A 24250-nucleotide genomic window follows, 5' to 3' on the forward strand; every position below is an offset into this window, starting at 1 on the left:
AGGCGGTTTTTTTATGCCTGTTGGCGGGCATAAAAAAACCTGCCGCTGGAATGCGGCAGGCAGGCGGGCGGTTTAGCTGAAGAGCCCTTTTTTATCGGCAATGCTGGTGACGGTGTAGCCGGCTTCGCTAACCACCTTGCGGATGGCGTCATCGGTGACCTCACCGTTCAAGCTGAGCACGGCTTCTTTTTTCTCCAAGTTGACCTTGGCTTTGCTGACACCGGGTAGGCTTTCCAGGGCCTTGCCGGCAGCGGCTTGGCAATGCGCGCAATGCATACCGTCAATGTGAACAACTTTTTTCATGGCATCCTCGCTTTCTGAAACCGTTTCAGCAACGGCTTCACCGGTCGGTGCGGCGGCAGGGGCGTCAAGCAGGGACGGGCCTGCCGGGGCCGCAGCGGCAACGGGTCGGCTGGCGGTAAAGCTGCGCAGGCGGAGCCCGTTGGTTACGACAAAAATAGACGACAAACTCATGGCGGCGGCGGCAAACATCGGGTTCAGATGAATGCCGAAGGGCAGGTATAAGAGCCCGGCCGCGATGGGAATACATAATACATTGTAGAAAAAGGCCCAGAAGAGGTTTTGCTTGATGGTCCTCAGGGTGGCGGCAGACAGTTCAAAGGCACGGCTGATGTCCAAGAGGTCATTGCGCATCAGGACCACATCGGCGGATTCAATGGCAATGTCCGTGCCGGCGCCGATGGCAATGCCTGTATTGGCGCGGGCCAGGGCGGGCGCATCGTTAATGCCGTCGCCGACCATGGCCACCTGTCGTCCCTCGTCTTGGAGACGGCGAATGGCGCTGTCTTTATCCTGGGGAAGGACCTCGGCGATGACCGCATCAATGCCAGTGGTGCGGGCGATGGCGTCGGCGGTTAGGCGGGTGTCGCCGGTAAGCATCATGACGCGGACGCCCAGGTCGTGGAGGGCTGTGACCGCTTCGGCAGATGTCGGCTTGACCGCATCCTGGACGGCCAGCATGCCCAGCAGCTGGTGGTCATTGGCCATATAAAGGGGCGTTTTGCCTTCCTTGGCCAAGTTCTCCGCCTTTTTGTCGGCGCCGCGGCAGTCCACCGCCAGGCGGTCCATCAGGCTGCGGTTACCGGCGTAGAGGGTCTCCCCTTCGACCAGGGCGCTGACGCCTTGACCGCTATGGCTGGTAAAGTCCTCAGCCAGGGCATCGGCTAAATTCAAGCGCTCAGCGGCTTCCACCACGGCCTTGGCGACCGGGTGCTCGCTGGCGGCTTCCAGGGCGTAGGCCTGCCGCAGCAGGGCCGCCTGCCCCTGCCCTTGAAAGGGGATCACGTCCGTCAGTTCCGGGCGGCCCTCGGTGAGGGTGCCGGTTTTATCCAGGACGACGGTATCGATGTGGTGGAGGTTTTCCAGGGCTTCGGCGCTTTTAAAGAGGATGCCCATCCGGGCCCCCTGGCCGGTGCCGACCATAATGGCCACCGGCGTGGCCAGTCCTAGGGCACAGGGGCAGGAAATGACCAAGACCGATACTGCGGTAGAGAGGGCAAATTCCGCCCCATAGCCCAAGCAAAGCCAAACGATAGCGGTCAGCAAAGCGATGGCCATGACCGCCGGGACAAAGACCGCGGCCACCTTGTCCGCCAGTCGGGAGATGGGGGCCTTCCCTGTATTGGCATCGGCTACCAGGGCCACAATGTGGGCCAAGGTGGTATCGGCGCCAACCCGGGTGACGGTCATGCGGAGGGCGCCGGTGGTGTTGATGGTGGCGCCGGTCACTTGGTCGCCGGGGCCCTTGTCCACCGGCAAGGGCTCACCGGTCAAGGCGCTTTCGTCTACGGCCGAGCGACCGCTGGCCACTAAGCCGTCCACCGGAATGCGGCCACCGGGGCGGATTTCCAGGAGGTCGCCGACCCGGACTTGGGCGGTGGGCACGGTGCGGACGTGGCCGTCCGTCGGATCGACCAGGAGGGCTTCTTCCGGGGCCAATTCCAAGAGGCCGGAAACGGCATCGGTGGTGCGGCCCTTGGACCGGGCCTCCAAGTATTTGCCCACGCTGATTAGGGTGACGATCATGGCCGCCGATTCAAAATACAGCTGGTGGCGATAGGTGGCCACCAGGGCCATATCGTCTGTTGCATAGCCTTGGCTGATCCGCCACATGGCAAAAAGGCCGTACAAAAATGCAGCGGCGGCGCCGATGGCCACCAGGCTGTCCATGTTAGGGGCCAGGTAGCGGAGGCCCTTGAAGCCATTGATGAAAAATTTGCGGTTGATGATTAAAACCGGCAGGGTCAGGACCAGTTGCAGGCCGGCAAAGCGCAGGGCCGCATCGGGACCGGTGAAAAAGGAGGGCAGGGGAAGCCCGGCCATACTGCCCATGGTGACGTACATCAGCGGTATGAGCAGGAAGAGCGAGGTAATGATCCGTTTTTTGATGGTTGCCGCTTCCCGATGCTGGAGCAAGGACGGGTTGTCCGGCAGGGCCTGACGGGCATCGTGGCGCTGAGCGCCGTAGCCGGCCTTCTCAATGGCCGCGATGATGAGGTCCGGGTCCGTGGGCCGGTCGTAGCTGACCGTCAAGGTCCCGGCCAGGAGGTTGACCGAGGCGGTTTTCACGCCGGCCACCTCTTTGACGGTGCGTTCCACAGCCGCTTGACAGGCGGCACAGGACATGCCGGTGACGTCAAAGCGCTGGCCATCGGTCGGTGCGGCCTTATCCGCCGTTTCTTCAATGGTGTAGCCGGCTTTTTCAACCGCCGCACGGACGGCTTCCGGATCGGCCGGACCGGTGACCGTCATATCCCCGGTCAGGAGGTTGACCTGGACCGCCTCTACCTGGGGCACTTGCCGCACCCGCCGTTCAACGGTCGCTTGACAGGCGGCGCAGGACATCCCGCCCACCCGATAATGTTGTTGTAATTCGTCCATAGACACCTTCCTTTCTTCTAATGATAGCTACCTATGGTTTATTATAAGCTTCTTACACGTCTTTGCCAACTTTTAACAATTTGAGACGGTGGCACAGCGGCCTTATCTATGCTAAAATAATAGGCATAAGATGTATGCGAGCGGATGGGACAGCGTCTGAAAGAGGTTTCTCATGAGAAAGATAGAATCTGATAAAAATCAATGGATTAAGCGGATGCACGCCTTGGAAAAACGCAAGTACCGGCTGGCCTTTGAGCAATTTGTCGCTGAGGGACGGCGGTTTGTGGAAGAAGCGCTGAACAGCGGGGCGGCGGTGCATGCCATTTTAATTGTTGATGGCAATGAAGACAAGTATGCCGACTTGTTAAAAACGTATGACGGGCCGGTGCTCCTGGTGCCGGAGCCGATTTTGAACGAGGCCCTGGCAACGGTGAATCCGCAGGACATTGCGGCCATTGTCAGCTTCCCGGATTGGAGCGAGACCCCCTGGCCGGAAATGCAGACCGTGGTTGTGGTTGACGGCGTCCAGGACCCGGGCAACTTGGGGACGATTATCCGGACCACCATGGCCAGCGGAGCGGATGCCGTCTTCTGCTTAAAGGGGACGGTTGACTTTACCAACCGTAAAGTGCTGCGCGCCACCATGGGGACAATTTTTTCCCTGCCGGTCTATATGATTGAGGATGTGGAAGAGGTCATTCACGTCCTGCGCAAATACGGCTTTACTTTTGTCGTCGCCGATGCAGACGGCACCCCCTACGATGAAGCGGAACTGCCGGATAAGATTGCCCTGATTTTAGGCAATGAAGGCAACGGGCCGGAGCAAATTGAAGAATATGATCAAGTGATTTCCATTCCCCTGGAAAGAGGCGTTGAGTCGCTTAATGTAGCCGTTGCCGGCGGCATCCTCATGTACCATATTCGTTCTTTGCGCCACCGCAAGGAGGGCTGAGATGGATACCGGAATAAAAGGCAGCTTTTTGCGGACGGTTTTTGAAGGGGGCGGCAGCGGACTTTTTATTATTTGGCTCTTGGCCTACAGCACGCTTTTACAGGGCATTTTGACGGATTTTTCCGGCGGGACCTCCTTTCTTTTGGTCGTATTGCTCACGGCTATTCAAGTGATGGGCTCCCTCCTCTATCTGGCAGGGGTGCGGCATCAATTGACCCTGCTGTGGCTGGTTACCACAGCCTTGCAAACGGTGTATCTGGCCTATTTGTGGATTGCCGTTTCCCAGGGCATCGGACAAGGGTTGCTCTGCCTGTACGCTCTTTTGGTAAATGGGTTGCTCTTCATACCGGGCCTGTGGTTTGCCCGGCGCAAAGATATTTTTTAAGCGTGGAAAGGAAAATTTAGGAGGAAGAATCATGAGGGATGAACGATTACCTCAGGGGACAGGGCGCCAACTGGTGTTGGAAATTGTATTCTTAGCCCTGTTTTCCTGCTGGTCGGTGGCCTATTTTTATCAGCAAATGACGGGGATTGCCATCTTTTACCAGATGACGGACTTTATCACCTTTATGCTGATGGCAGGGGTCTACGGCTTTTTCTCGCTGTTCTTGCTGGATTTTGCCCGCAGCTGGGTTTATTACGCTTGGGGCGGAATTAACCTTTGTCTGTTAGGCTTTGCGGTTTACCGCTTGGTGGCCATGCTGGGGCAAGGGGCTTTTTGCCTTGTCTTGAACAGTATTCTGGTGGCCGTACCGGTGGTGCTCTTCGGCATCATGTGGTACCACTTGTGCCGTCGGGAATTTTTGGCCGGTCAAGTTTATTTAAAATAAAAGTTGCAGCACCGCTTTGGCGGTGCTTTTCGGTTTAACCGGGACCTTGTTTGATTTACTGGGACGTATCGGGAAGTGGGACAGGATTGGGAGGTCATGGATGTACAATAATCGCAAGACAAAACCTTTGGCGGAGATGACAAAAGATTTGGTGGCGGTGGCCTTGGGGCAGAAGCCGGCAGACTTGGTCATTCGCAATAGCCGTCTGGTAAATGTGAATACCCGGGAAATTTTACCCGGAACGGACGTGGCCGTCTATGGCGGCCGGATTGCCTTGGTCGGCGATGCTGAGGGCTGCATTGGTGAGACCACAGTGGTGGTGGAGGCGGAAGGCCGCTATCTCACGCCGGGCTTCTTGGATGGCCACATTCACGTGGAAAGCTCTATGATGACGGTGGGCAATTACGCCCGCAGCGTGGTGCCACACGGGACCACCGGTATCTATATGGACCCGCATGAAGTCGCCAATGTGCTGGGCCTTGAAGGCATTCAAATGATGCTCGAAGACGCCGCCGGCACGCCGCTGCGGACCATGCTGACGGTGCCGTCTTGTGTACCGGCTGTACCCGGCTTTGAAGATACCGGGGCCGTTATTGATGCGGCGGATGTGGCCCGGTTGATGACCGCGCCCCAGACCGTCGGTTTAGGTGAAATGATGAATTTCCCGGGCATTTTAAGCGGGGAAGACAATGCGCATGCGGAAGTGGCGGCCACTCTGGCCGCTGACAAAGTGGTGACCGGCCATTATTCCGTGCCGGAGACCGGCGCCGGCTTAAACGCCTACATTGCCGCCGGCATTCGCTGCTGCCATGAATCCAACCGGCGGGAAGATGCGATTGCCAAAATGCGGCTGGGCATGTATGCCCAATTGCGGGAAGGGTCCGCCTGGCATGACCTGGCAGAAGTGAGCCACGCCATCACCGATCGAACCGTCGACACGCGGTTGGTGAATTTGATTTCAGACGATACCCATCCCCACACCCTGGTGGCCGACGGCCATTTGGACCACATCGTCCGCAAGGCCGTGGCCTGTGGCATTCCCATTTTAGAAGCGCTGCAAATGGTGACCATCAACGTGGCGACCTGCTTCCGCATGGACCACGAGCTGGGGTCTGTAGCGCCGGGCAAGTTGGCGGACATGGTGCTGTTCGATAATTTGGAAGACCTGCAGGCGGAGGAAGTCTGGATTGACGGCCGGTCAGTGGCGCAAAAGGGTAAGTTTACAGACCGGGTGACAGACCATCCCTACCCGGAAAAAGCCTACCGGTCCATGCATTTGGCCCCCCTGACCGATAACACCGCCTTTCGCATTCCTGCAAGCAGCGACGGCCAGGCCCATGTGCGCGTGATCCGGATTGTTCCGGAGCGCGTATTTAATGAAGAAATCCACTTGACCCTCCCGGTGCGGTCAGGTTGCATTGAAGCCGATCCGGCCCAAGACGTCTTAAAAGCGGCGGTCTTTGACCGGCATACCGGCAGCGGCCAGATTGGCCATGGCTTTGTGCAAGGCTTCGGCATCCGCCATGGCGCCATGGCATCAACGGTTGCCCACGACGCCCATAACCTCCTGGTCTTGGGCAGCAACGATGACGACATGCGGCTGGCCGCCAATACCCTGATCGCTTCCGGTGGCGGCATGTGCATTGTGGCAGACGGACAGGTCCTGGGCCACGTGGCCCTGCCCATTGCCGGCCTGATGTGCGAACGCCCGGCAGAGGCCATCGCTGCAGATGTGGCCGCCATGGAAGCCCAGTGGCAACGGCTGGGGGCCGACATGGCCTCGCCCTTTATGACCATGGCCCTGATTTCCTTGGCCTGCCTGCCGGATTTGCGCCTGACCGACAGGGGCTTGGTGGATTGCAACCGCTTTAGCTTTGTGCCCTTGGAACTAGAAGCAGACCAGGCTTAAATGGCCGGCCCCGGACCAAGCTCCGGGATTCGGCGAAAAGTCTTGACACGATGGACAAGGACATTTATAATAATAACTTGAGTATGGGCGCCTCTCGCCCATCTCCAACCGCATGCTTCAGGTATTCAAGCATAGCACCTGCGGCAGCGAGTCCAAACCCAGGGAGGTGTATATATGTACGCTATTATTGAAACCGGCGGGAAACAGTACAAAGTTGAAGAAGGTCAGGAATTGGTGATTGAAAAACTGGCTGCGGAAGCTGATGAAACCGTTACCGTTGAAAACGTTTTAATGCTGAACAATGACGGCGCTGTCACCGTTGGCAAACCTTTCGTTGAAGGGGCTAAGGTGACCTTAAAAGTGGTTGAAAACGGCAAAGCCCGTAAAATCACCGTTTATAAGTATAAGCCCAAGAAAAATTATCGTCGCAAAAAAGGCCATCGTCAGCCGTTCAGCCGTGTGGTGGTTGAATCCATCGTCGGCTAATGGTCCGCATTACATTGTACGACGGCCCTGAGGGCCTTTGCGGTTATCAGGTGCAAGGCCATGCAGGCTATGACGAGTACGGCAAGGATATTCTCTGTGCCGCCGTATCGGCGCTGACCATTGCCGCGGCCAACGGGCTTGCGGCGCAAGGGGTGCCTTTAGCGGAATGCAGGGCGGAAGACGATCGCATTAGCCTTCGCCTGGCGGAGGACTTGTCGCCTGAGGCGGCGCTGCGGGCAGACGCTATTTTACAAACGTTCGCCTTAGCGGTAACGGCGTTAACAGAGGACTATGATGCTTCATTGATACAGGTACATCGGATAAACCGGTGAGGAGGTGGATTCATGCTTAAGATGAACTTACAGTTTTTCGCTTCTAAAAAAGGGGTCGGGAGTACCAAAAACGGTCGTGACTCTCATTCGAAACGTCTCGGTGCAAAACGCGCCGACGGACAATTCGTCAAAGCGGGAAACATTCTTTACCGTCAACGCGGAACGAAAATCCATCCGGGCGTTAATGTCGGCAGAGGCGGCGATGACACGCTGTTCGCCACAGTCGATGGGGTGGTACGTTTTGAACGGAAAGGCAGAAGCAGAACTCAAGTCAGCGTATATGCCGGCTAATTGCTTCGTTAAGAGGGGTGGCCAAGAGGTCATCCCTTTTTTCTATATGGGAAGAGGTGCGCATGACAGGAAAAGACATTCAAAAACGACAGGCGGATACTGAAAAACATCGGCAAGGCCTGGACAAGACCCTGACGCGCTTAAGCCAGTTGCGGTTGCTGACGGCCATTTTAACGGTACTCGGTCTGGTGGCCTATTGGCGCCGGGATATGATCAGCGGCGCCGCTTTGGCGGTGGTGATGTTGGTTGTCTTTGTCGTCCTGGTTTACCGCTTTGGCCTTATCCAAAAGGAAATGGATGGCTTGGCCCGGATCAGCGGCGTATTGAAGCGCTATGAGGACCGGCTGACAGACGCCTGGCAGGATTTGCCGGAAACCGGTGAGGCCTACCGCAGCAAGGACAATACCTTGAGCACTGACCTGGACTTGTTCGGCAAGGGGTCCCTTTTCCAGTACTTGTCCGTGACCCATTCGGCGACAGGGAATGATGCCTTGGCCCGGCTGTTGACGCAACCGGACTTGGACCGGATTGCCGACCGGCAGGCCTCCGTCCGGGAGCTGCTGGCCGATGATGACTGGGCGATTCGCTTTGAAGCCTTGGCCTACGAACCGAAAGCGGCCAAGCGGGACCGGGAAAAAGCGGCTGAGCTCAAGCTTAAGGCCTATGCCCGCGGTGAAGGGCCGGAAACGGTGGACCAGGCTGCCCTAATCGGAGCCGGCCTGCCGATAGCCCTGGCGGTTACCCTGGGCCTGGCTGTGGCCGGACTGGCTTCCTATATGCTGCCGGTGGCGGTGTTTTTCATGCAGATGGCCCTGGCCATTACCCTGGCGGCCCCAATTAACAAGTACAAGGAAACAATTTTGGTTTTCCAGACCCGGCTGGAAGGCTTGAACGAACGCTTTCAAATGCTTTTGGACAGCCCCTTTGAGAGCGCCTATTTGACCCAGATGAAAAAGGATTTGGCCAATGCCCCCGAGGGGATTGCCGCTTTAAACCGGCTGGTCGGCCTGTGGAATTTACGGGAGAACTTCCTCCTGTATTTCATTTTGTGCGGCTGCTTTGCCTGGGATTTTAATATGATTGCCCGCATTGACCGCTGGCGGGCTGCCTACGGCGCCTCCTTTGTCCGCTGGCTGGACTGGGTTGGTGAAGTGGAAGCCCTGTCCAGCTTGTGCACCGTGGGCCGACTGCGTCCCGGTGCGGCTCAAGCGGAGATCTTGTCTACTGAAGCGCCGAGCCTGGAAATGGTTAAGGCGACCCATCCGCTCTTGCCGCCGGCAACGGCGGTGGCCAACGATTATCGCCAGAGCGGTGAAACGACCATTATCACCGGCAGCAATATGAGCGGGAAAAGTACCTTTATGCGGACCATCGGCTTAAATGCGGTCCTGGCCTATGCCGGCGGCTATGTCTGTGCCCGTCGCTTTGCCATCAGCCCCATGCGGATTTTCACCTCCATGCGGGTGCAGGACGATGTGGGCGAAGGCATTTCCACCTTTTACGGGGAAATTTTGCGGATTAAGGCCATGGCGGATTACGCCGTCAAGGAAAAGCCCATGTTGGTCCTCATTGATGAAATCTTCAAGGGCACTAACTCGGCGGACCGGATCATTGGGGCAGAAGCGGCCATCAAAAAACTGTCCCAGCCCTGGAGCATGACCCTGGTCACCACGCATGACTTTGAGCTCTGTGACTTGGCGGAAGACCCGGCGGTGAGCGGCAGGAATATGCATTTTGAAGAGCATTATGAAGGCGATACGATTCAGTTTGACTACACCATCCGGCCCGGCCGCTGCCGAACCACCAATGCGAAAGAGTTGATGCGCATGGCCGGTCTATTGGACCCGGCCGATGTCAATCGAGGTGACAGCGATGTTTTATGATTATGCAAAAGTAAATGTCCAAGGCGGCAACGGCGGCAACGGGATTGTTGCCTTCCGCCGGGAAAAATACGTGCCCAAGGGCGGCCCCGCCGGCGGTGACGGCGGCGACGGCGGGTCAATTATTCTGCGGGCCGATGAGGGCTTGCGGACCTTAATTGACTTCCGCTACCAAACCCACTATAAGGGGGAGCGGGGGCTGCACGGCCAAGGGTCTAAGCAGCACGGCAAAAGCGGCAAGGATGTGGTCCTCCGGGTGCCGGTGGGGACCTTGGTCCGGGACGCAGCCAACAACCGCCTCCTGGCCGACTTGCGGGCCAACGGGCAAGAAGTGGTGGTGGCCAAGGGCGGTCGCGGTGGCCGGGGCAATGCCCGCTTTGTGAACTCCATCCACCGGGCCCCGGCCTATGCGGAAAACGGTGAGCCGGGCGAAGAACGCTGGATTACCCTGGAATTAAAATTATTGGCAGACGTGGGCCTGGTCGGTTTCCCGAACGTGGGCAAATCCACCCTGATTGCACAAGTGTCGGCCGCTCAGCCGAAAATTGCCAACTATCCCTTTACCACCCTGGAGCCCAACCTGGGGGTGGTGCGGGTAGATGCGGCCCACAGCTTTGTGGTTGCCGATGTGCCGGGGCTGGTTTCCGGTGCAGCGGAGGGCGCCGGCCTGGGCCACCGCTTCCTGCGCCATGTGGAACGGTGCCGGGTCCTGGTTCATGTGGTGGATGCCGCCGGTTTGGAAGGCAGGGATCCGGTGGAGGATATTGGCGTCATCATGGCAGAATTGCAGGCCTATGCGCCGACGCTGGCCGAGAAAAAAGCGGTCATTTTTGCCAATAAGACGGACCTCTTAGATGAGGCCGCCCGGGCGGATGTGCTCAACCGCATCACCGCCGCTTATCCGGATATGGCGGTTTACGCCGGATCGGCGGCCACCGGTGAGGGCAGCCAGGCCCTGGTCTATACGCTAAAGGACCTGCTGGAAGCCCTACCGCCGATCAGTGAAGACCTGCCCGATGAAGAACCCTTGCCGGTGACGGAAATACCGGACCGGCCCTTCTGGGTGGAAGAACACGAGGGCAATGTCTGGGCAGTGGTCGGCCCGGAAATTGACGGCTTGGTCCAGCGCACCCAATTTGAGCGGGACGAAGGCGTTGAGCGCTTTATGGGCATTATCGAAGGCATGGGGGTTGAAAAAGTCTTGCGCAAGGCCGGTATCGCAGAAGGCGATACGGTCATCATCGGACCCATGGAATTCGATTACTTTGAATGATGACGTTGGCGTTTGTTTGGTTGCTGCGGGGGGCGGTGCTGGTCTTTGCCCTGGGCCTGCGGCTGATTTTATGGAAGCGGTCAAGCCTCCTTATGCCCTTTTTTACCGCCGTGGCCTTGGTGCTCGGTGACGGCCTGGTCATCGCCTGGCTGACCATAGTGCCCGGGGTTGACTTGCACCGGGTGACCGTCTGGTTGTTTGCCGTTGCCGGGGTGGCCCTGGTCGGTCAAGGGGCCCTGGAACCGAGCTACTACTGGGTGCGGGGCTTTCGTTGGGGCAAAAGCGACTATGATGCCATGGCCCGGGCCATGCTGGTCGTCTTGCAAAAGGCCGGTCGGGCGCCGGCAGACCTGCGCTTTTATCCCAACGGTGTGGTGGCCATTCGCGGTGCCGATGGGCGGCTCTTGGCCGACCTAGAAGACGCTTTAAGGGCACTTGACCGGCCGGACGACCGCTGGCTTGGGCAGCTCTTGGCCCTGGGCTTTGTCTTCCTCTGCCTGCTGGCGCTGATATCAGGCCTGGCCTATTATATTTCCATTTGACGACAACCTGCTTCGGTGTGATGACCGGAGCAGGTTTTTTTGTGGGCGGAAGTTGCCGACCGGCCATATTGCAACTGGATTTTAGGCCGGCTTTCGTTTACAATGCAAGAAGAGCAAAGGTTTGAAAGGAGACATGATATTGGCATTTGTCCGAGAAACCGTACATTTAAGCAATGACCATACCGCCCAGGCGCTTTACGGTCCGCAAGACCGGTACCTGCATATCCTGGAAGAGGGCATTCAAGCGCAAATCGTTGCGCGGGGAACGGAAATCGCCCTTTCCGGTGAAGCGGCCGACGTGGCCCGCGGCAAAACCGTCTTGGCCTATCTGACCAAGTTGATTGAAACGCGGGACATCACGGAAAGTGACGTTCGCTACGCGTTCACCATGCAGGAGCGCGGCGCCTCTGAAAAAGAGGTGGCCGGGTTAAAGGAAACGCTGCTCATCACTGCCCACGGGAAACACATTCGGCCGAAGACCCTCGGGCAGGGCATTTACATTCATCAAATTAAGCAACACACCATCACCTTTGGCATCGGTCCGGCCGGGACCGGTAAAACCTATTTGGCGGTGGTGATGGCGGTGCGCGCCTTAAAACGGCGTGAAGTCAGCCGGATTGTGCTTACCCGGCCGGCAGTGGAAGCCGGGGAAAAGCTGGGCTTTTTACCGGGGGACCTGCAGGATAAGGTGGACCCTTACCTGCGACCGCTTTATGACGGCCTTTACGATACCCTGGGCCAGGAAGTGGCGCAGCGCTATTTGGATAAGGGCATTATAGAAATTGCCCCCTTGGCCTACATGCGCGGCAGGACCTTGGATGAAAGTTTTATCATCCTGGACGAGGCCCAAAATGCCACCAAGGAGCAAATGAAAATGTTTCTGACCCGGATCGGCTTTGGCTCCCGGGCTGTGGTAACCGGTGATGTGACCCAGATTGATTTGCCGCGGACGGCTGCCTCAGGTCTGGTCTCGGCCAAAGCCATTTTGGACGGTATTGACGAAATTGCCTTCTCGTTTTTGGAAGCAGAAGACGTTGTGCGTCATCCGGTGGTTGCTAAAATCATTCGGGCTTATGAACGCGACGGCGCATTAAAGGAGCAATCTCATGACCCAGGATCTAGCCAAGCATAAGAATTGGCCTGAGAAACTGAAAGAGATGACCATCGGCGCGAAAATAGCCGTGGTGGTGAGTTTCATTTTTCTGTGGGGCATTTTTTTCTGGCACCTGGTGCCGGAGCAGACCTCATGGGAAGTGGGCGGTGTTGCGGAACAGGATGTTCACGCAGACCGGTCGGTGACATACGAAGATAAAGAAGCGACCCGTCTTAAAGAAAAAGAGGCCCTAAAGGGTTTTCAAGACGTGTATACGCTTAGTTTGGTGCGCTTTAATCAGATCAGTTTGGCGACGGTGGACAATGATTTTGACGAATTGAACCGGATCATCGTTCAAAAAAAAGGTAAGGCAAGGAACAGTTCTGAAGCCCCTGACCTGACCCTTGCCGAGCAAAAAAAGGCCTTGCAGGAGACCCTGTCCCTGACCCTAAGCGCCGATGAACTGGATGCGCTCTTGGAATACGATGACACAAAACTGGAAAATTTGCATAAAAATGTGGTTGCCGTCATGAGTGAGATCATGGGGGCCGGCGTGCGTGAAAATCAAGTTGGTGCGGCGCGCAATCAAATATTGGAGAGCATTTCCGGAGACGCCTCCTTGTCCGACCTGGACAAAAAGGTCCTGGACCAACTTTTGAACGGGGTGACTCTCTACCCCACCCAGGTTTACGACCAAAAGGCGACCCAAGCCAAGAAAGATGAGATCATAAAACAAGTGGATCCGGTCTGGCATACCATTCAAAAAGGGCAACTCATCGTTAACCGGGGTGAAGTCATCACCGCCGCCCATTACGAGGCCATGACGGCCTTAGGCTATACCACGGACCGGTCGCCTGTCGGCATCGGCATCGGCATTGGGCTGATGCTTTTGATCTTGTACGTTAGCCTGATTCGCTATCTGTTGCGCTATTATGAAAAGGCCGCCTTTATCAAGCGGCTCAAGCTCTGCCTCTTGATTTTATTGATCAACGTCTTGCTTTTTACCTTGTTTAGCGCCATCCGCGTTGGCGATAGTGAAATGGCCCTGCGGCAGGTGTATTTGCTGGCGCCGGTTGCCACCGGGGTCCTCTTGGCGGCGGTCTTAATGAGCAGCCGTGAAGCGCTGGCGATCTTGACCGCAACGACCTTTTTGTATGTTTTTTACGGACAGGATATTTTGGCTGCAGTGGCTTCGCTCCTTGCAGGATTGGTCGCTGTTTCACAGGTGCGGCACTTGCAACGGCGGCTTGACCTGGGGCGGGTGGCTGTGGCCGTCGGCGCCAGTTTGGCGGCGGTGACGGTGGCCCAGGGTATTTTCTGGGAGCAAAACCTGACTGTAATTGCCCTGGGCCTGGGCTTCTCCTTTGCCAATGGCATTGCTGCTGTCATCATCACCCTGGGCATTCTGCCCTATATTGAAAAGGCCTTTGACATGACCACCTCGGTCAGTCTCTTAGAGCTTGGCGATCAGAGCAACACCCTTCTCAAACGGCTGATGCTGGAAGCGCCGGGCACCTACCACCATTCGATGATGGTCGCCAACCTGGCGGAAGCGGCGGCGGACGCCATCGGGGCCGACCCGCTCCTGACCCGGATCGGGGCCTATTATCATGACATTGGGAAATTGCGGCGGCCGATTTTCTTTGCAGAAAATCAGTTTACGCAAAAGAATCCCCACGAAAAAATTTCACCCATGCTTTCCACGCTGATCATTACCTCTCATGTAAAAGATGGGGTGGCTATGGCCCAGGAAGCAGGCTTGCCGGAATCGGTGATTGACCTTATCGGTCAGCACCACGGCAATACAGTGGTGCGTTATTTTTACAGTGAAGCGCAAAAATTGGACTCGGATGCCCAGGAGAAAGATTTCCGCTACCCGCAGAAAAAACCGCAAAGCCGGGAAGCGGCGGTCTTGATGCTGGCAGACAGTGTGGAAGCTGCTGTGCGCAGTGCTGGCGGTAAATTGAGTGCCGGGCAAATTGAAGGGGTTGTCCACAAAATCATCCAGCAAAAATTGGCGGACGGCCAGTTTTCCGAATGCCCGGTGACCTTCCGTGATTTGCACGAAACCGGCGAAGTTTTTAGCCGCATGTTGTGCGGCATCTACCATAAACGGATTGAATATCCGGATAGCAAGGAATTGAAAGAAGGAGGAAATGCCTGATGCCGATTGTGCGTGTCAATGAGATCGGCGCAAGGCTGCCGGAGGACTGGGAGGCCTTGGAAACTGCCATTTGGCAGGCTTATGTCAGCCGGGAAGACTTGCCCGATGCCGGCGAATTGGACTTAACCCTGGTGGATGATGCCACCATTCAAGAGCTGAATAAAACCCACCGGCAGCTGGATAAGTCGACCGATGTGCTGAGCTTTCCCATGTACGATGACCGGGACGATTTGGCTGCAGACGTCCAGGCGGGCCTGCCGGTTATTTTAGGGGATATTATGATTTCCGTGCCAACGGCTGAGCGACAGGCACAAGCCTACGGACATTCTTTTAAACGGGAGATGGCCTACCTTCTGGTCCACGGCCTCTTGCACATTGCCGGCTATGACCATATGTCCGCAGAAGAAAAAAGCGCCATGCGCCGGGCGGAAGAAGCCATCTTGGCGGACGTGGACGTGCCCAGAGATACGGCGCCATCTAAAACGGCAGCGGTACTTGATGAAGCCGATGTGCAGGCCTTGATTGATGCGGCCCGGGCCGCTCGGTTACAGGCCTATGCGCCGTATTCCGGCTATGCCGTCGGCGCAGCGCTTCTGGCTGCAGACGGACGCCGCTTTTGTGGCGTCAATGTTGAAAACGCCAGCTACGGTGCCACTTGCTGTGCTGAGCGCACCGCCCTTTTTGCAGCGGTGACCGCCGGCGCCCGTGATTTTATCGCCCTGGCCCTGGTGACCGAGGGTGACGAACCGGCGCCCCCCTGCGGCCTTTGCCGGCAGGCCCTGGCAGAGTTCTCGCCCGACCTGGCCATTTATTTGGCCGGGCCGACAGGAGAGACCTATCGACGCACCAGCCTGGCGGCGCTTTTTCCGGAAGCCTTCAGCTTGTCAACAAAGGAGTCAGTATGAAAAGCGGATTCATCTCAATCATCGGTCGGCCGAATGCAGGCAAAAGCACCCTTTTAAATGAAATATTGGACCGGAAAATCGCCATCACCAGCGATAAACCGCAAACGACCCGGGTGCGGATTACCGGCATCTACACCGATGAAGAGGCCCAGATGGTCTTTGTGGACACACCGGGCATTCATAAGCCCAAGCACAAGCTGGGCAGCGTCATGGTGGATGTGGCCCGGGAAAGCATTTATGACGGCGATGTGATATACTATGTCGTGGACGCATCCGTCCCCTTCGGCGGCGGCGAAGCTTTTATCTTGAAAGCCTTGGAAACCGCCCAGGCGCCGGTTTTTTTATTGCTCAATAAGACCGACACCATGCAGCCGGAAGCAATTTTGCAAGCCATCGTCCAATGGAATGAGCGGCGCTCCTTTGCGGAAATTTTTCCCATGTCAGCCTTGACCGGTGACAATGTAGAGGCCTTACTCACCGCCACCAAAAACTACTTGCCGGAGGGCCTGCCCTTTTATCCGGCAGATGAAATCACCGACCAGCCGGAAAAAGTGCTGATGGCCGAACTGATTCGGGAAAAAATCCTGCGCTTGACCAATGAAGAAGTGCCCCACAGCGTGGCGGTGGTCATTGAGGGCACCGAACGGCGGGAGCGCGATGATAAACTGGTCGTTTACGGCCTGATTTATGTGGAGCGGGCCACTCAGAAACGGATTTTAATTGGTAAAAATGGCCAAATGATGAAAAAAATAGGCACAGCCGCTCGGCGTGATATTGAGCATTTGGTCGGTGAAGAAATTGACCTGAAGCTGTGGGTTAAAGTAAAAGAAGCCTGGCGGAACCACGACAGCACCTTGCATGACCTGGGGCTGGACCAGCGCTTTTAGGCTCTGCCCAATCCCTGAAGGAGGTGAATCGATGTATGTCAAACGACGATGGTAACCCGCGAGAGCCTTATTGTTTATCGGACCCTGTTTCGCATGTGATGCTTTTAAGGGAGGTCATCTATGCTTACACATATCGATTTGCCCACCACCGAAGAAGAGGAAACCCGCTTACGGGACTACCTGGAAGACGTTCAACCGGAAGACATTGCGGAGTACATATCTAATTTAGATGACCGGAATGAACAAATTGAACTGATCAAACTGCTGGAGCCGGACGATGCGGCCATTGTTTTCTTTGAGCTGAACGATTTTTCCCTGGTTTCAGATGTTTTGCTGTCCCTGCCACGTTGGCAGGCCATGGCCATTGCTGCGGAAATCCCCAGTGACGATGCGGCCGACCTATTGGCGGACATGGAAGATAATGTCCGCAGCCGTGTTTTAGCCCTGTTTGACGATGAAGCCCGTAGCGATATTATTGAACTCTTGGGCTACGATGAAGACACCGCCGGTGGTTTGATGACCACTGAGTTTGTGGTCGTTCCCGCCTTTGTTACGGCGCAAAAAGCCATCGAGATGATGCGGGCCTTTGCACCGGATGCAGAGACCATCTACTATGTATACGTCATTGACGGCAATAGCCACTTGGTTGGCATCTTATCCTTGCGTGAATTGATCATTGCCGGCCCGGAAACAGCTGTGGCAGATATTATGCAAACCAATGTGATGAGCGTGAATGTTCATGACGACCAGGAAGAAGTCGCCGATTTAATGACCAAGTATAATTTCTTGGCCGTACCTGTCGTGGATGACGATGAACACATCATCGGGATCATCACCGTCGACGACATCGTCGACGTCATTCACGCTGAGGCCACGGAAGACTTTTACCGGATGGCCGGTATCAATGAAGGGGAAGATGACGAGGAACCGACCGTTAAAGGGGCTTATTTGGCCCGGATGCCCTGGCTTTTGATCACCATTTGTGGTGAATTGGGCAGCGGTATTGTTCTCTCGGGCTTTCAAGCCCGCTTAGAGCAGGTGGTCGCCCTGGCTATTTTTATTCCCTTGTTGACCGGGGTGGCAGGCAATGTCGGCACCCAGTCTTCAACGGTAACGGTTCGTGGTTTGGCCATGGGCACGCTGGAAAGCGGTCATACCCTGCGGATTGTTCTGCGGGAGACCTGCATCGGCTTAGCCCTGGGGGTAAGCGTCGGCCTGATTGTCGGCGGCATCGGATCGCTCTGGCAATTTCCCCTCTTGGGACTAGCGGTAGGGTTGACCCTGGTGCTGAACAACCTCATGGCCTCCTTTATGGGGACTGTGGTGCCGCTGACCTTTAAGCGCATCAATGTGGACCCGGCGGTGGCGTCAGCGCCATTTATCACCACGGTGGTGGATATTTCCGGGTTGTTGAATTATACTTTGATTGCAGCTGCGATTTTAAATATTTAAGACAGGTGCGCCTGTCTTTTTTTGTTGACAGATAAAGGATTTGGAGGATTTATGAAGCAGGAAGGTGGATTAAGCTGGGTGGAGGCTCTCTGCATGTTGGGGCTGGCCTATGCCCTGGTGTTCGGCATTGCCGTTGTTTTAGCCGGGCCCTTGTCTTTTGACAAGACCCTGCTCTTTTGGCTGACAACGTTTATTCAGCAGGTTATTTTGCTGGCCTTGGTGGCCTTCATGCTGCACCGCAACGGCCTTTCCTGGCGCAGCATAGGGCTGCGCCGGATCAGCGCCCCGACGGCCATGCGCAGCATAGCGGCGGGGGGCTTGATTGTCATCGCAATGGGTGGCTTTATCCAGTTGATTAACCTCTTTTTGCCAAAGGGCCTACCGGCCCAAAATGTGGAAGCTTTTTTTCATATGGGCAGCCCGCGTCTGGCATTTGTCCTTTCTTTTTTTCTGATGGTGATCATGGCCCCCCTTGTTGAAGAAGTATTTTTCCGCGGCTACCTTTACCATGCCCTGGCTGACCGTTTGACGCCCCAGCTGGCCATGCTCATGACCGGGCTGATCTTTGGGCTGGTGCACGGCGACATATACCGTCTCTTGCCCTTGGCCGTCGGCGGGTACTTGTTAAACCTCATTGCCGTTCGGGAAGAGTCCATCCTGGCCTCCATGCTGGCCCATGCCACCTGGAATGCCGTGATGTTGCTTGTCGCCTTCGGGACCATGTCGTGAGACAAGGGTGGGATAAAAGTTTGCATGCAAACCATGTGGGCTGATACCGGTCCACATGGTGTAAAGGTTTAGAGGAGATCGTGTATGAGCATAGAAAAACGAGAAACCGTTCATATCACCGGAGTCAGTCACCAGGGGGAAGGGGTTGGCCGCTTGGCAGACGGGCGGGTGGTCTTTGTCCCCGGTGCCCTACCGGAAGAAGACGTCATCATCGGCGACCTTGCCAAAGAAAAAAAGCGCCTGGTTGCGCCCATTGAAGAAATCACCCTGGCCCATCCGGAGCGGGTTGTTCCCGCCTGCCCCGTCTACCATGCCTGCGGGGGCTGCCAGTTGCAGCACGCTGCCCCGGCCTTGCAGGAAGAGATCAAAACCCGCCGCGTTCAAGATGCCTGCGAACGCATCGGCCATTTAGACCTGACCGTCCTGCCAACGCTTATGATGGCAGACCCCTGGCGGTATCGCAATAAAGGAATCTTTCATGTGAATGAAGCAGGCGGAGAGGCCCGGCTGGGCTTTTACGGTGCCGCCGGCCACGCCTTCGTTCCCGCAACCGATTGCCTGCTCTTTTCCCAAGCGGTCAACAACCTGCTGAAAGATTTGGAAAAACGCATTACCGCCACCGGCCGCGCCGGCCACATCCGCAAGGTTATGGTCCGCCAAAGCTTCGCCACCGGAGAGATCATGCTGGCCTTTATTACAGAAGACCAGGCCTTTCGTTTGCCCAAATTAGCAGACAGCCTACTTGCTGACTATCCAAACCTGACCTCCCTATGGCATAACGTCTTGACCAATCCACGCCTGGCCACCGGCCGCGCCTGGCACCATCTCGGCGGTCAAAGGAGCCTTTCAGACTGCATTGGTGACCTACAAGTCCACCTGTCACCGGCCTCCTTCTTTCAGGTGAACAACCGCCAAGCCAAAGTTTTGTACGACCAAATTCGTCATCGTGCCGCCTTAACCGGCAGGGAAACCGTTCTTGACCTCTATGGCGGCATCGGCACCATTGGCCTCTACCTGGCCCGGGACGCCAAAAGCGTCATTGGGGTTGAATCCATCGGCGATGCCACCCGGGATGCCCGTGACAACGCCCGGCAGCTGGGCATTAGCAATGCCAGCTTTGTCACCGCCAAAGCCGAAACCTGGCTGCCCCGTCAAGTCAAAGACCACCCGGCCCCGGACCTCATCATCGTCGATCCTCCCCGCAAAGGCCTCCACGACCGCCTCATCGACACCCTCATCACCAGCAAAACCCCCACCATCATCTACGTCTCCTGCAACCCCGCCACCCTCGCCAGAGACCTAAAAACCTTCCACAAAAACGGCTATCAAATTCACGATATCCAACCGGTAGATCTATTCCCGCAGACAGCGCATGTCGAGACGGTAGTATTGTTACAAAAGAAGTAAACTTATAAATCCTGCATGTTAAGCAGTTTTATAAACATTTTGTCTTTGAAAAAGATGAAGATGGATACGTCAAAAAGACTCAAAAAAAACTATATGGACGTGAGAGTTGTTTTGCAACTGGTATGAGGAAACACAAAAAATATAATTAACTCATTTTGTACTTTCTATAAGAGTAGCTTAAAAGGCTGCTCTTTTTTATTGTCCACTTAAGTGAGCTGAGCGAACGAAAGAGAGCTAAATAAAAAATAGCAGGTGGAGGGAATTAGCTTGAGCTTTAGCACCAAAAAACCTCCTTAAAGTATAATTTTGATAATCTCATACACAATTAAACAAGGAGGCTAAACTTTGACAAGAATAGTTTATCATATACAAAGTGCATCTGTGTTTCAATAGGGATGCTTGCAATCATAACAGAGCTTTGTCATAAAATAATAGAATTGGAACGTTTAATTTATGACAAAACTCTGTTATAATGGAGGTAAATAAAGTTGTAGGAGGTTATGAATATGATGAATTTAATTGAAATCGGGAAAAGAATTAAAGCCCTTAGAGAGGAATCCAAACTTACTCAAGCTAAGATTGCAGAGTATTTATCATTAGATCAAAGTATGATTGCAAAAATGGAAAAGGGAGAAAGAAATATAACTTCAGATGTAATTGAAAAACTATCGGATCTATTTTGTTGTACAGTAGATTATATTTTGTTTGGAGTAAATCAGGAACAAAAGTGTATGGTTTCATTTAGAACAAGTAATTTAACATCGGATGACCTTAAATCCTTAGCTATTATCAATAAAATTGTATTGAATCAATTTGAAATGGATAAGATGTTGGAGGGACGCTAATGATTGACAAAATGGATTTGAGCAACAAAGCCTCTAATCTTAGAAAAAAATTAGGAGAAGATGGAGAATCACCTGTTGATATTTTTAAGTTGGTTCAAAAAATAGAAAATTTCACCCTTGTTTTCTATCCGATTGGTACTAATATTAGTGGTGCGTGTTATAAGGGAGAAACTTCCAATGTTATAGTTATAAATTCAGATATGTCTGTTGGAAGACAAAGATTCTCTTTGGCACACGAGTTGTATCATTTGTATTTTGATGATTCAACTGTTAATGAAGTTAGTCCTACTATGATTGGTAGTGGTGATGAGAATGAAAAAAAAGCAGACCAATTTGCTTCTTATTTTTTAATTCCTTCTTCTTCTTTGTATGATATGGTTGAAGATATAAAAGAAAATGAGAATAGAAAAGAGCTTAATATTGAAGACGTAATCAGAATAGAACAATATTATGGTGTAAGTCATAAAGCTATGATATATAGACTATTAAATGAGGGATATCTTAAAAGTGAACAAACTAAAGATATGGAAATTGGCATTATAGAGACTGCAGCAAAATTAGGATATGATATAACTCTTTATCGCCCATCACCGGAAAATAAAAAAAGAATAGTTCTTGGTAGCTATATTACATTATCTGAGAAACTATTGGAAAAAGAAATAATATCACAAGGCAAATACGAAGGTTTGTTATTGGATGCTTTTAGAGATGATATCGTATATGGAATTGATGGAGAGGAGGAGATGCCTCTTGACTGATTCTATATTTTTTGACACTGACTGCATCTGTGCATTTTTATGGATCAATGAGGAAAGTTTGTTAGAAAAAATGTTTCCGGGTAAAATTGTTATTCCGAAAGAAGTTTATAATGAAATTGATAGACCAACGATTCCTCATTTAAAAACTAGAATAGATCAACTTATAGCTAATGGTTCAGCTATTGTTATGAGCATGGATATTAGCTCAGAAGAATATGCCTTATATAGAGAACTGACAACTGATTTCGGAAGGAATAAAGTGATTGGCAGAGGAGAAGCAGCCTCCATATCTCTTGCAAAAAAGCATAACGGAGTTTTAGGAAGTAACAACCTTAGAGATGTTAGCTATTATATAAACAAGTATTCATTAAAAAATGTTACAACAGGAGACATATTAGTTGAAGCTTTTTAAAAAGGGCTTATCACAGAACAAGAGGGTAATACTATTTGGACAAATATGTTAAATAAGAAAAGAAAAATAGGAGCAAATTCATTTACAGAATTCCTTCAAAGGAGTAAACTCGATAACTCTAAATAAAATTAATTCATTGATTTAATAAAAAAGATATATTTATATGTGATGAAGTAAAAAACAACTTAATGATTTTGTGTTCAACAATTTTGTTCATAAGCTTTTCTAACTAAGTATCTTTAGCAAAGAAAATATAAAAATAATGGCATATCCATTAGAAACAATTGTAGCTGAAAAATATGAAACCATAATCAGAAGAAATATAGCAACAACACGAATGAGAGACTTCTACGACCTATACACTCTCTACAAGCTGAAAAAAGATGAGATAGATTATGAAATTTTAAAAGAAGCAATAGAGAGAACCTCAAACAAAAGAGGAAGCCAGGAGATGATGAAAGACTATGAGGAAATAATCGAGGACATAAAAAAAGATTCATACCTAAGATCCTTGTGGGATGTATATCTCAGTGAAAATAAGTACATTGGAGATCTGAAGTTTGATAAAGTTATTGATGTAGTTATAATTTTATCAAATAGAGTTAACGAGATGTAATATTCCAGACACTGTTTGGAATATTATAAGCAAGAGAAATTAAGTAAAAGAGAAGTGGAATTAATCTACTTCTTTTTTATTTTACATTAGAGGATTTAAAATTAAATAAATTTTATGCCAATTGCTTAGTCTTGTAGATAAGAAAAGAGATTTATAGAACTTAAAGATAGGAGAGTTTAATAAAATCTTTTGACTTATAAAAAACAAAAATTGATAACAAAGTAAAAGAACATAAGAATGTTCGTATTTTGGTTTTAAAATCAAAAGAACAAGTAAAGAGTCAAGATAAAGATGAAAAAACTAAGTAAAGTAAGAAATATTACAGCGAATGTACGAGGGATAAAATTCGGCAGTCTTTGGACTGCACTGATTTTTTATTTAATAAAAATATGGTATAATATACGAAGAAAAAATTCAATTATATGAACATTAAGGATGATATTATGAAAATAAACTATAATGGGTTATGGAAACTTTTGATAGATAAAAATATGAATAAAAAAGATTTGCAGGAAAAGGTTGGGATTGCTCCAGCAACGATAGCAAAGATGGGTAAAGGTGAATTTGTTAGTATGGAAATTTTGTACAGAATATGTATTTCTTTAGAGACTAATTTCGGGGAAATTATTTCTGTGGTGGAGGAGAATAAATGAACAATTTAATTGAGAAAAAAGAATTGATTGAAATTGTTGAACAGGCATTGTATAGTGATGAATTAGCGATTTTTGCTGGTGCAGGACTTTCTATAAATGCTGGATACTATAATTGGGAAAAGTTATTAGAAAAACCTGCAAAGGAATTGGAATTAGATATATCCAAAGAAAAGCATGATTTGATTTCTTTGGCTCAGTTTTATTGTAATAAAAAGAAAAGAAGTGCTATTAATGAACTTTTATCAGATTCATTTCCCTCTAATAAAAAACCTACGGAAAACCATAATATATTATCACAGCTTCCAATTTCTACATATTGGACAACAAATTTTGATGCGTTAATTGAAGACGCCTTGAAAGAAAACAATAAAAATGTTTCTGTCAGAAAGAATGATAAGGATTTACAGCTTTCATATAAAAATTATGATGCAGTTGTATATAAAATGCATGGAGATATTCAAAATCCATCTGATGCAGTAATAACTAGAGATGATTACGAAGAATATGGAATTAATAGTAGAAAATTATTTAGAGATGTTTTAGAAGGAACATTACTGACAAAGACTTTTTTATTTTTAGGATTCAGTTTTAGTGATCCTAATTTTAATTGTTCGCTTTAGCATGAATAAACCACCAGCTATGCTGGTGGTAGGAATAAAAAGCTTTAGCTTCAAGTAAAAAAAGAACCTCCTATGATAAAATTATTGTGTTATCGGCAATAAAATATCAAGGAGGTATCCATATGGACAAGAGAAGCTTAGCACATACAAGTTGGAATTGTAAGTATCATATCGTGTTTGCGCGAAAGTATAGGTGACAGGTTATCTACGGGAGATTGAAAGAAAACATAGGAAAAACGTTAAGAGACCTATGCAAGAGAAGTAGGTCAAATAAAGTATGAAAATAGGCGCTTTAGCGCCAACTGGGGATTTG

At 51.8% G+C, this 24250-nt stretch carries 24 protein-coding genes and 1 pseudogene; 24 read left to right on the forward strand and 1 reads right to left on the reverse strand.

Annotated elements, in window-relative coordinates; genetic code table 11:
- Positions 1 to 72: 72 nt before the first annotated feature.
- Positions 73 to 2901, reverse strand: coding sequence for a heavy metal translocating P-type ATPase (locus tag BLQ16_RS03920; protein ID WP_242868943.1), 2829 nt, complete (start codon positions 2899 to 2901; stop codon positions 73 to 75).
- 172 nt (positions 2902 to 3073) lie between these two features.
- On the opposite strand from BLQ16_RS03920, the gene BLQ16_RS03925 reads away from it, so the two are divergent.
- The 24 genes and pseudogenes from BLQ16_RS03925 to BLQ16_RS09780 all read left to right on the forward strand — a co-directional run.
- On the forward strand, positions 3074 to 3853 hold the full coding sequence (locus tag BLQ16_RS03925) for a TrmH family RNA methyltransferase (RefSeq protein ID WP_091791437.1): 780 nt from the start codon (positions 3074 to 3076) through the stop codon (positions 3851 to 3853).
- Position 3854: 1 nt separating this feature from the next.
- Entirely contained in the window at positions 3855 to 4238 is a 384-nt protein-coding gene (locus tag BLQ16_RS03930) for a hypothetical protein (protein ID WP_091791438.1), read from the forward strand.
- 31 nt (positions 4239 to 4269) lie between these two features.
- Entirely contained in the window at positions 4270 to 4683 is a 414-nt protein-coding gene (locus BLQ16_RS03935; RefSeq protein WP_091791439.1) for a hypothetical protein, read from the forward strand.
- 100 nt (positions 4684 to 4783) lie between these two features.
- Positions 4784 to 6592: an adenine deaminase gene (ade, locus tag BLQ16_RS03940; protein WP_091791440.1), complete on the forward strand. Its 1809-nt coding sequence runs from the start codon at positions 4784 to 4786 to the stop codon at positions 6590 to 6592.
- Between the two features lie 174 nt (positions 6593 to 6766).
- Positions 6767 to 7078 (forward strand): 50S ribosomal protein L21, encoded by a 312-nt coding sequence (gene rplU, locus BLQ16_RS03945; RefSeq protein WP_091791441.1) that lies wholly within the window; start codon positions 6767 to 6769, stop codon positions 7076 to 7078.
- On the forward strand, positions 7078 to 7410 hold the full coding sequence (locus BLQ16_RS03950) for a ribosomal-processing cysteine protease Prp (protein WP_091791442.1): 333 nt from the start codon (positions 7078 to 7080) through the stop codon (positions 7408 to 7410). The genes rplU and BLQ16_RS03950 overlap by 1 nt, the downstream gene beginning before the upstream one ends.
- 12 nt (positions 7411 to 7422) lie before the next feature.
- Positions 7423 to 7701, forward strand: a complete 279-nt coding sequence (gene rpmA, locus BLQ16_RS03955) for a 50S ribosomal protein L27 (RefSeq protein ID WP_091791443.1) — start codon at positions 7423 to 7425, stop codon at positions 7699 to 7701.
- A gap of 62 nt (positions 7702 to 7763) precedes the next feature.
- On the forward strand, positions 7764 to 9584 hold the full coding sequence (locus BLQ16_RS03960; protein ID WP_091791444.1) for a MutS-related protein: 1821 nt from the start codon (positions 7764 to 7766) through the stop codon (positions 9582 to 9584).
- Complete coding sequence (gene obgE, locus BLQ16_RS03965) at positions 9574 to 10854, forward strand: GTPase ObgE (protein ID WP_091791445.1); 1281 nt, start codon at positions 9574 to 9576, stop codon at positions 10852 to 10854. Before BLQ16_RS03960 ends, obgE begins: the two co-directional genes overlap by 11 nt.
- Before the next feature lie 5 nt (positions 10855 to 10859).
- Positions 10860 to 11396: a hypothetical protein gene (locus tag BLQ16_RS03970; RefSeq protein WP_144019655.1), complete on the forward strand. Its 537-nt coding sequence runs from the start codon at positions 10860 to 10862 to the stop codon at positions 11394 to 11396.
- 139 nt (positions 11397 to 11535) lie between these two features.
- The gene (locus BLQ16_RS03975) at positions 11536 to 12528 is read left to right on the forward strand and encodes a PhoH family protein (protein ID WP_242868944.1); all 993 of its coding nucleotides are present in this window, start codon (positions 11536 to 11538) and stop codon (positions 12526 to 12528) included.
- Positions 12503 to 14653, forward strand: a complete 2151-nt coding sequence (locus tag BLQ16_RS03980; RefSeq protein ID WP_091791448.1) for an HD family phosphohydrolase — start codon at positions 12503 to 12505, stop codon at positions 14651 to 14653. The genes BLQ16_RS03975 and BLQ16_RS03980 overlap by 26 nt, the downstream gene beginning before the upstream one ends.
- A complete protein-coding gene (gene ybeY / locus BLQ16_RS03985; RefSeq protein ID WP_091791449.1) occupies positions 14653 to 15558 on the forward strand; it encodes an rRNA maturation RNase YbeY in 906 nt (301 codons plus the stop codon). The genes BLQ16_RS03980 and ybeY overlap by 1 nt, the downstream gene beginning before the upstream one ends.
- Positions 15555 to 16445, forward strand: a complete 891-nt coding sequence (gene era, locus BLQ16_RS03990; RefSeq protein WP_091791450.1) for a GTPase Era — start codon at positions 15555 to 15557, stop codon at positions 16443 to 16445. Before ybeY ends, era begins: the two co-directional genes overlap by 4 nt.
- 120 nt (positions 16446 to 16565) lie before the next feature.
- Complete coding sequence (mgtE, locus tag BLQ16_RS03995; protein ID WP_091791451.1) at positions 16566 to 17897, forward strand: magnesium transporter; 1332 nt, start codon at positions 16566 to 16568, stop codon at positions 17895 to 17897.
- A gap of 51 nt (positions 17898 to 17948) precedes the next feature.
- Complete coding sequence (locus BLQ16_RS04000) at positions 17949 to 18626, forward strand: CPBP family intramembrane glutamic endopeptidase (protein WP_091791452.1); 678 nt, start codon at positions 17949 to 17951, stop codon at positions 18624 to 18626.
- A gap of 84 nt (positions 18627 to 18710) precedes the next feature.
- Positions 18711 to 20033: a 23S rRNA (uracil(1939)-C(5))-methyltransferase RlmD gene (gene rlmD, locus BLQ16_RS04005; protein WP_091791453.1), complete on the forward strand. Its 1323-nt coding sequence runs from the start codon at positions 18711 to 18713 to the stop codon at positions 20031 to 20033.
- 506 nt (positions 20034 to 20539) lie between these two features.
- A complete protein-coding gene (locus tag BLQ16_RS04010) occupies positions 20540 to 20878 on the forward strand; it encodes a helix-turn-helix domain-containing protein (protein WP_091791454.1) in 339 nt (112 codons plus the stop codon).
- Positions 20878 to 21636 (forward strand): ImmA/IrrE family metallo-endopeptidase, encoded by a 759-nt coding sequence (locus BLQ16_RS04015; RefSeq protein ID WP_091791455.1) that lies wholly within the window; start codon positions 20878 to 20880, stop codon positions 21634 to 21636. The genes BLQ16_RS04010 and BLQ16_RS04015 overlap by 1 nt, the downstream gene beginning before the upstream one ends.
- Complete coding sequence (locus BLQ16_RS04020; RefSeq protein WP_091791456.1) at positions 21629 to 22048, forward strand: PIN domain-containing protein; 420 nt, start codon at positions 21629 to 21631, stop codon at positions 22046 to 22048. The genes BLQ16_RS04015 and BLQ16_RS04020 overlap by 8 nt, the downstream gene beginning before the upstream one ends.
- A 259-nt stretch (positions 22049 to 22307) precedes the next feature.
- Positions 22308 to 22664: a nucleotidyl transferase AbiEii/AbiGii toxin family protein gene (locus BLQ16_RS04025; RefSeq protein WP_278308566.1), complete on the forward strand. Its 357-nt coding sequence runs from the start codon at positions 22308 to 22310 to the stop codon at positions 22662 to 22664.
- A 443-nt stretch (positions 22665 to 23107) separates the two neighbouring features.
- Complete coding sequence (locus BLQ16_RS04030; RefSeq protein ID WP_072537508.1) at positions 23108 to 23317, forward strand: helix-turn-helix domain-containing protein; 210 nt, start codon at positions 23108 to 23110, stop codon at positions 23315 to 23317.
- A complete protein-coding gene (locus BLQ16_RS04035) occupies positions 23314 to 23937 on the forward strand; it encodes an SIR2 family protein (RefSeq protein WP_242868945.1) in 624 nt (207 codons plus the stop codon). Before BLQ16_RS04030 ends, BLQ16_RS04035 begins: the two co-directional genes overlap by 4 nt.
- A gap of 122 nt (positions 23938 to 24059) precedes the next feature.
- A pseudogene (locus BLQ16_RS09780) lies at positions 24060 to 24197 on the forward strand (transposase); the annotation flags it as partial.
- Between the last annotated feature and the right edge of the window lie 53 nt (positions 24198 to 24250).

The organism is Peptococcus niger (assembly GCF_900101835.1).
Lineage (GTDB): Bacteria > Bacillota > Peptococcia > Peptococcales > Peptococcaceae > Peptococcus > Peptococcus niger.

Bases quoted from the DNA above. Each gene is read 5' to 3' on its own strand.
- BLQ16_RS03920 (WP_242868943.1), bottom strand. From the start codon at position 2,901: ATGGACGAATTACAACAACATTATCGGGTGGGCGGGATGTCCTGCGCC.
- BLQ16_RS03925 (WP_091791437.1), top strand. From the start codon at position 3,074: ATGAGAAAGATAGAATCTGATAAAAATCAATGGATTAAGCGGATGCAC.
- BLQ16_RS03930 (WP_091791438.1), top strand. From the start codon at position 3,855: ATGGATACCGGAATAAAAGGCAGCTTTTTGCGGACGGTTTTTGAAGGG.
- BLQ16_RS03935 (WP_091791439.1), top strand. From the start codon at position 4,270: ATGAGGGATGAACGATTACCTCAGGGGACAGGGCGCCAACTGGTGTTG.
- ade (WP_091791440.1), top strand. From the start codon at position 4,784: ATGTACAATAATCGCAAGACAAAACCTTTGGCGGAGATGACAAAAGAT.
- rplU (WP_091791441.1), top strand. From the start codon at position 6,767: ATGTACGCTATTATTGAAACCGGCGGGAAACAGTACAAAGTTGAAGAA.
- BLQ16_RS03950 (WP_091791442.1), top strand. From the start codon at position 7,078: ATGGTCCGCATTACATTGTACGACGGCCCTGAGGGCCTTTGCGGTTAT.
- rpmA (WP_091791443.1), top strand. From the start codon at position 7,423: ATGCTTAAGATGAACTTACAGTTTTTCGCTTCTAAAAAAGGGGTCGGG.
- BLQ16_RS03960 (WP_091791444.1), top strand. From the start codon at position 7,764: ATGACAGGAAAAGACATTCAAAAACGACAGGCGGATACTGAAAAACAT.
- obgE (WP_091791445.1), top strand. From the start codon at position 9,574: ATGTTTTATGATTATGCAAAAGTAAATGTCCAAGGCGGCAACGGCGGC.
- BLQ16_RS03980 (WP_091791448.1), top strand. From the start codon at position 12,503: ATGACCCAGGATCTAGCCAAGCATAAGAATTGGCCTGAGAAACTGAAA.
- ybeY (WP_091791449.1), top strand. From the start codon at position 14,653: ATGCCGATTGTGCGTGTCAATGAGATCGGCGCAAGGCTGCCGGAGGAC.
- era (WP_091791450.1), top strand. From the start codon at position 15,555: ATGAAAAGCGGATTCATCTCAATCATCGGTCGGCCGAATGCAGGCAAA.
- mgtE (WP_091791451.1), top strand. From the start codon at position 16,566: ATGCTTACACATATCGATTTGCCCACCACCGAAGAAGAGGAAACCCGC.
- BLQ16_RS04000 (WP_091791452.1), top strand. From the start codon at position 17,949: ATGAAGCAGGAAGGTGGATTAAGCTGGGTGGAGGCTCTCTGCATGTTG.
- rlmD (WP_091791453.1), top strand. From the start codon at position 18,711: ATGAGCATAGAAAAACGAGAAACCGTTCATATCACCGGAGTCAGTCAC.
- BLQ16_RS04010 (WP_091791454.1), top strand. From the start codon at position 20,540: ATGATGAATTTAATTGAAATCGGGAAAAGAATTAAAGCCCTTAGAGAG.
- BLQ16_RS04015 (WP_091791455.1), top strand. From the start codon at position 20,878: ATGATTGACAAAATGGATTTGAGCAACAAAGCCTCTAATCTTAGAAAA.
- BLQ16_RS04030 (WP_072537508.1), top strand. From the start codon at position 23,108: ATGAAAATAAACTATAATGGGTTATGGAAACTTTTGATAGATAAAAAT.
- BLQ16_RS04035 (WP_242868945.1), top strand. From the start codon at position 23,314: ATGAACAATTTAATTGAGAAAAAAGAATTGATTGAAATTGTTGAACAG.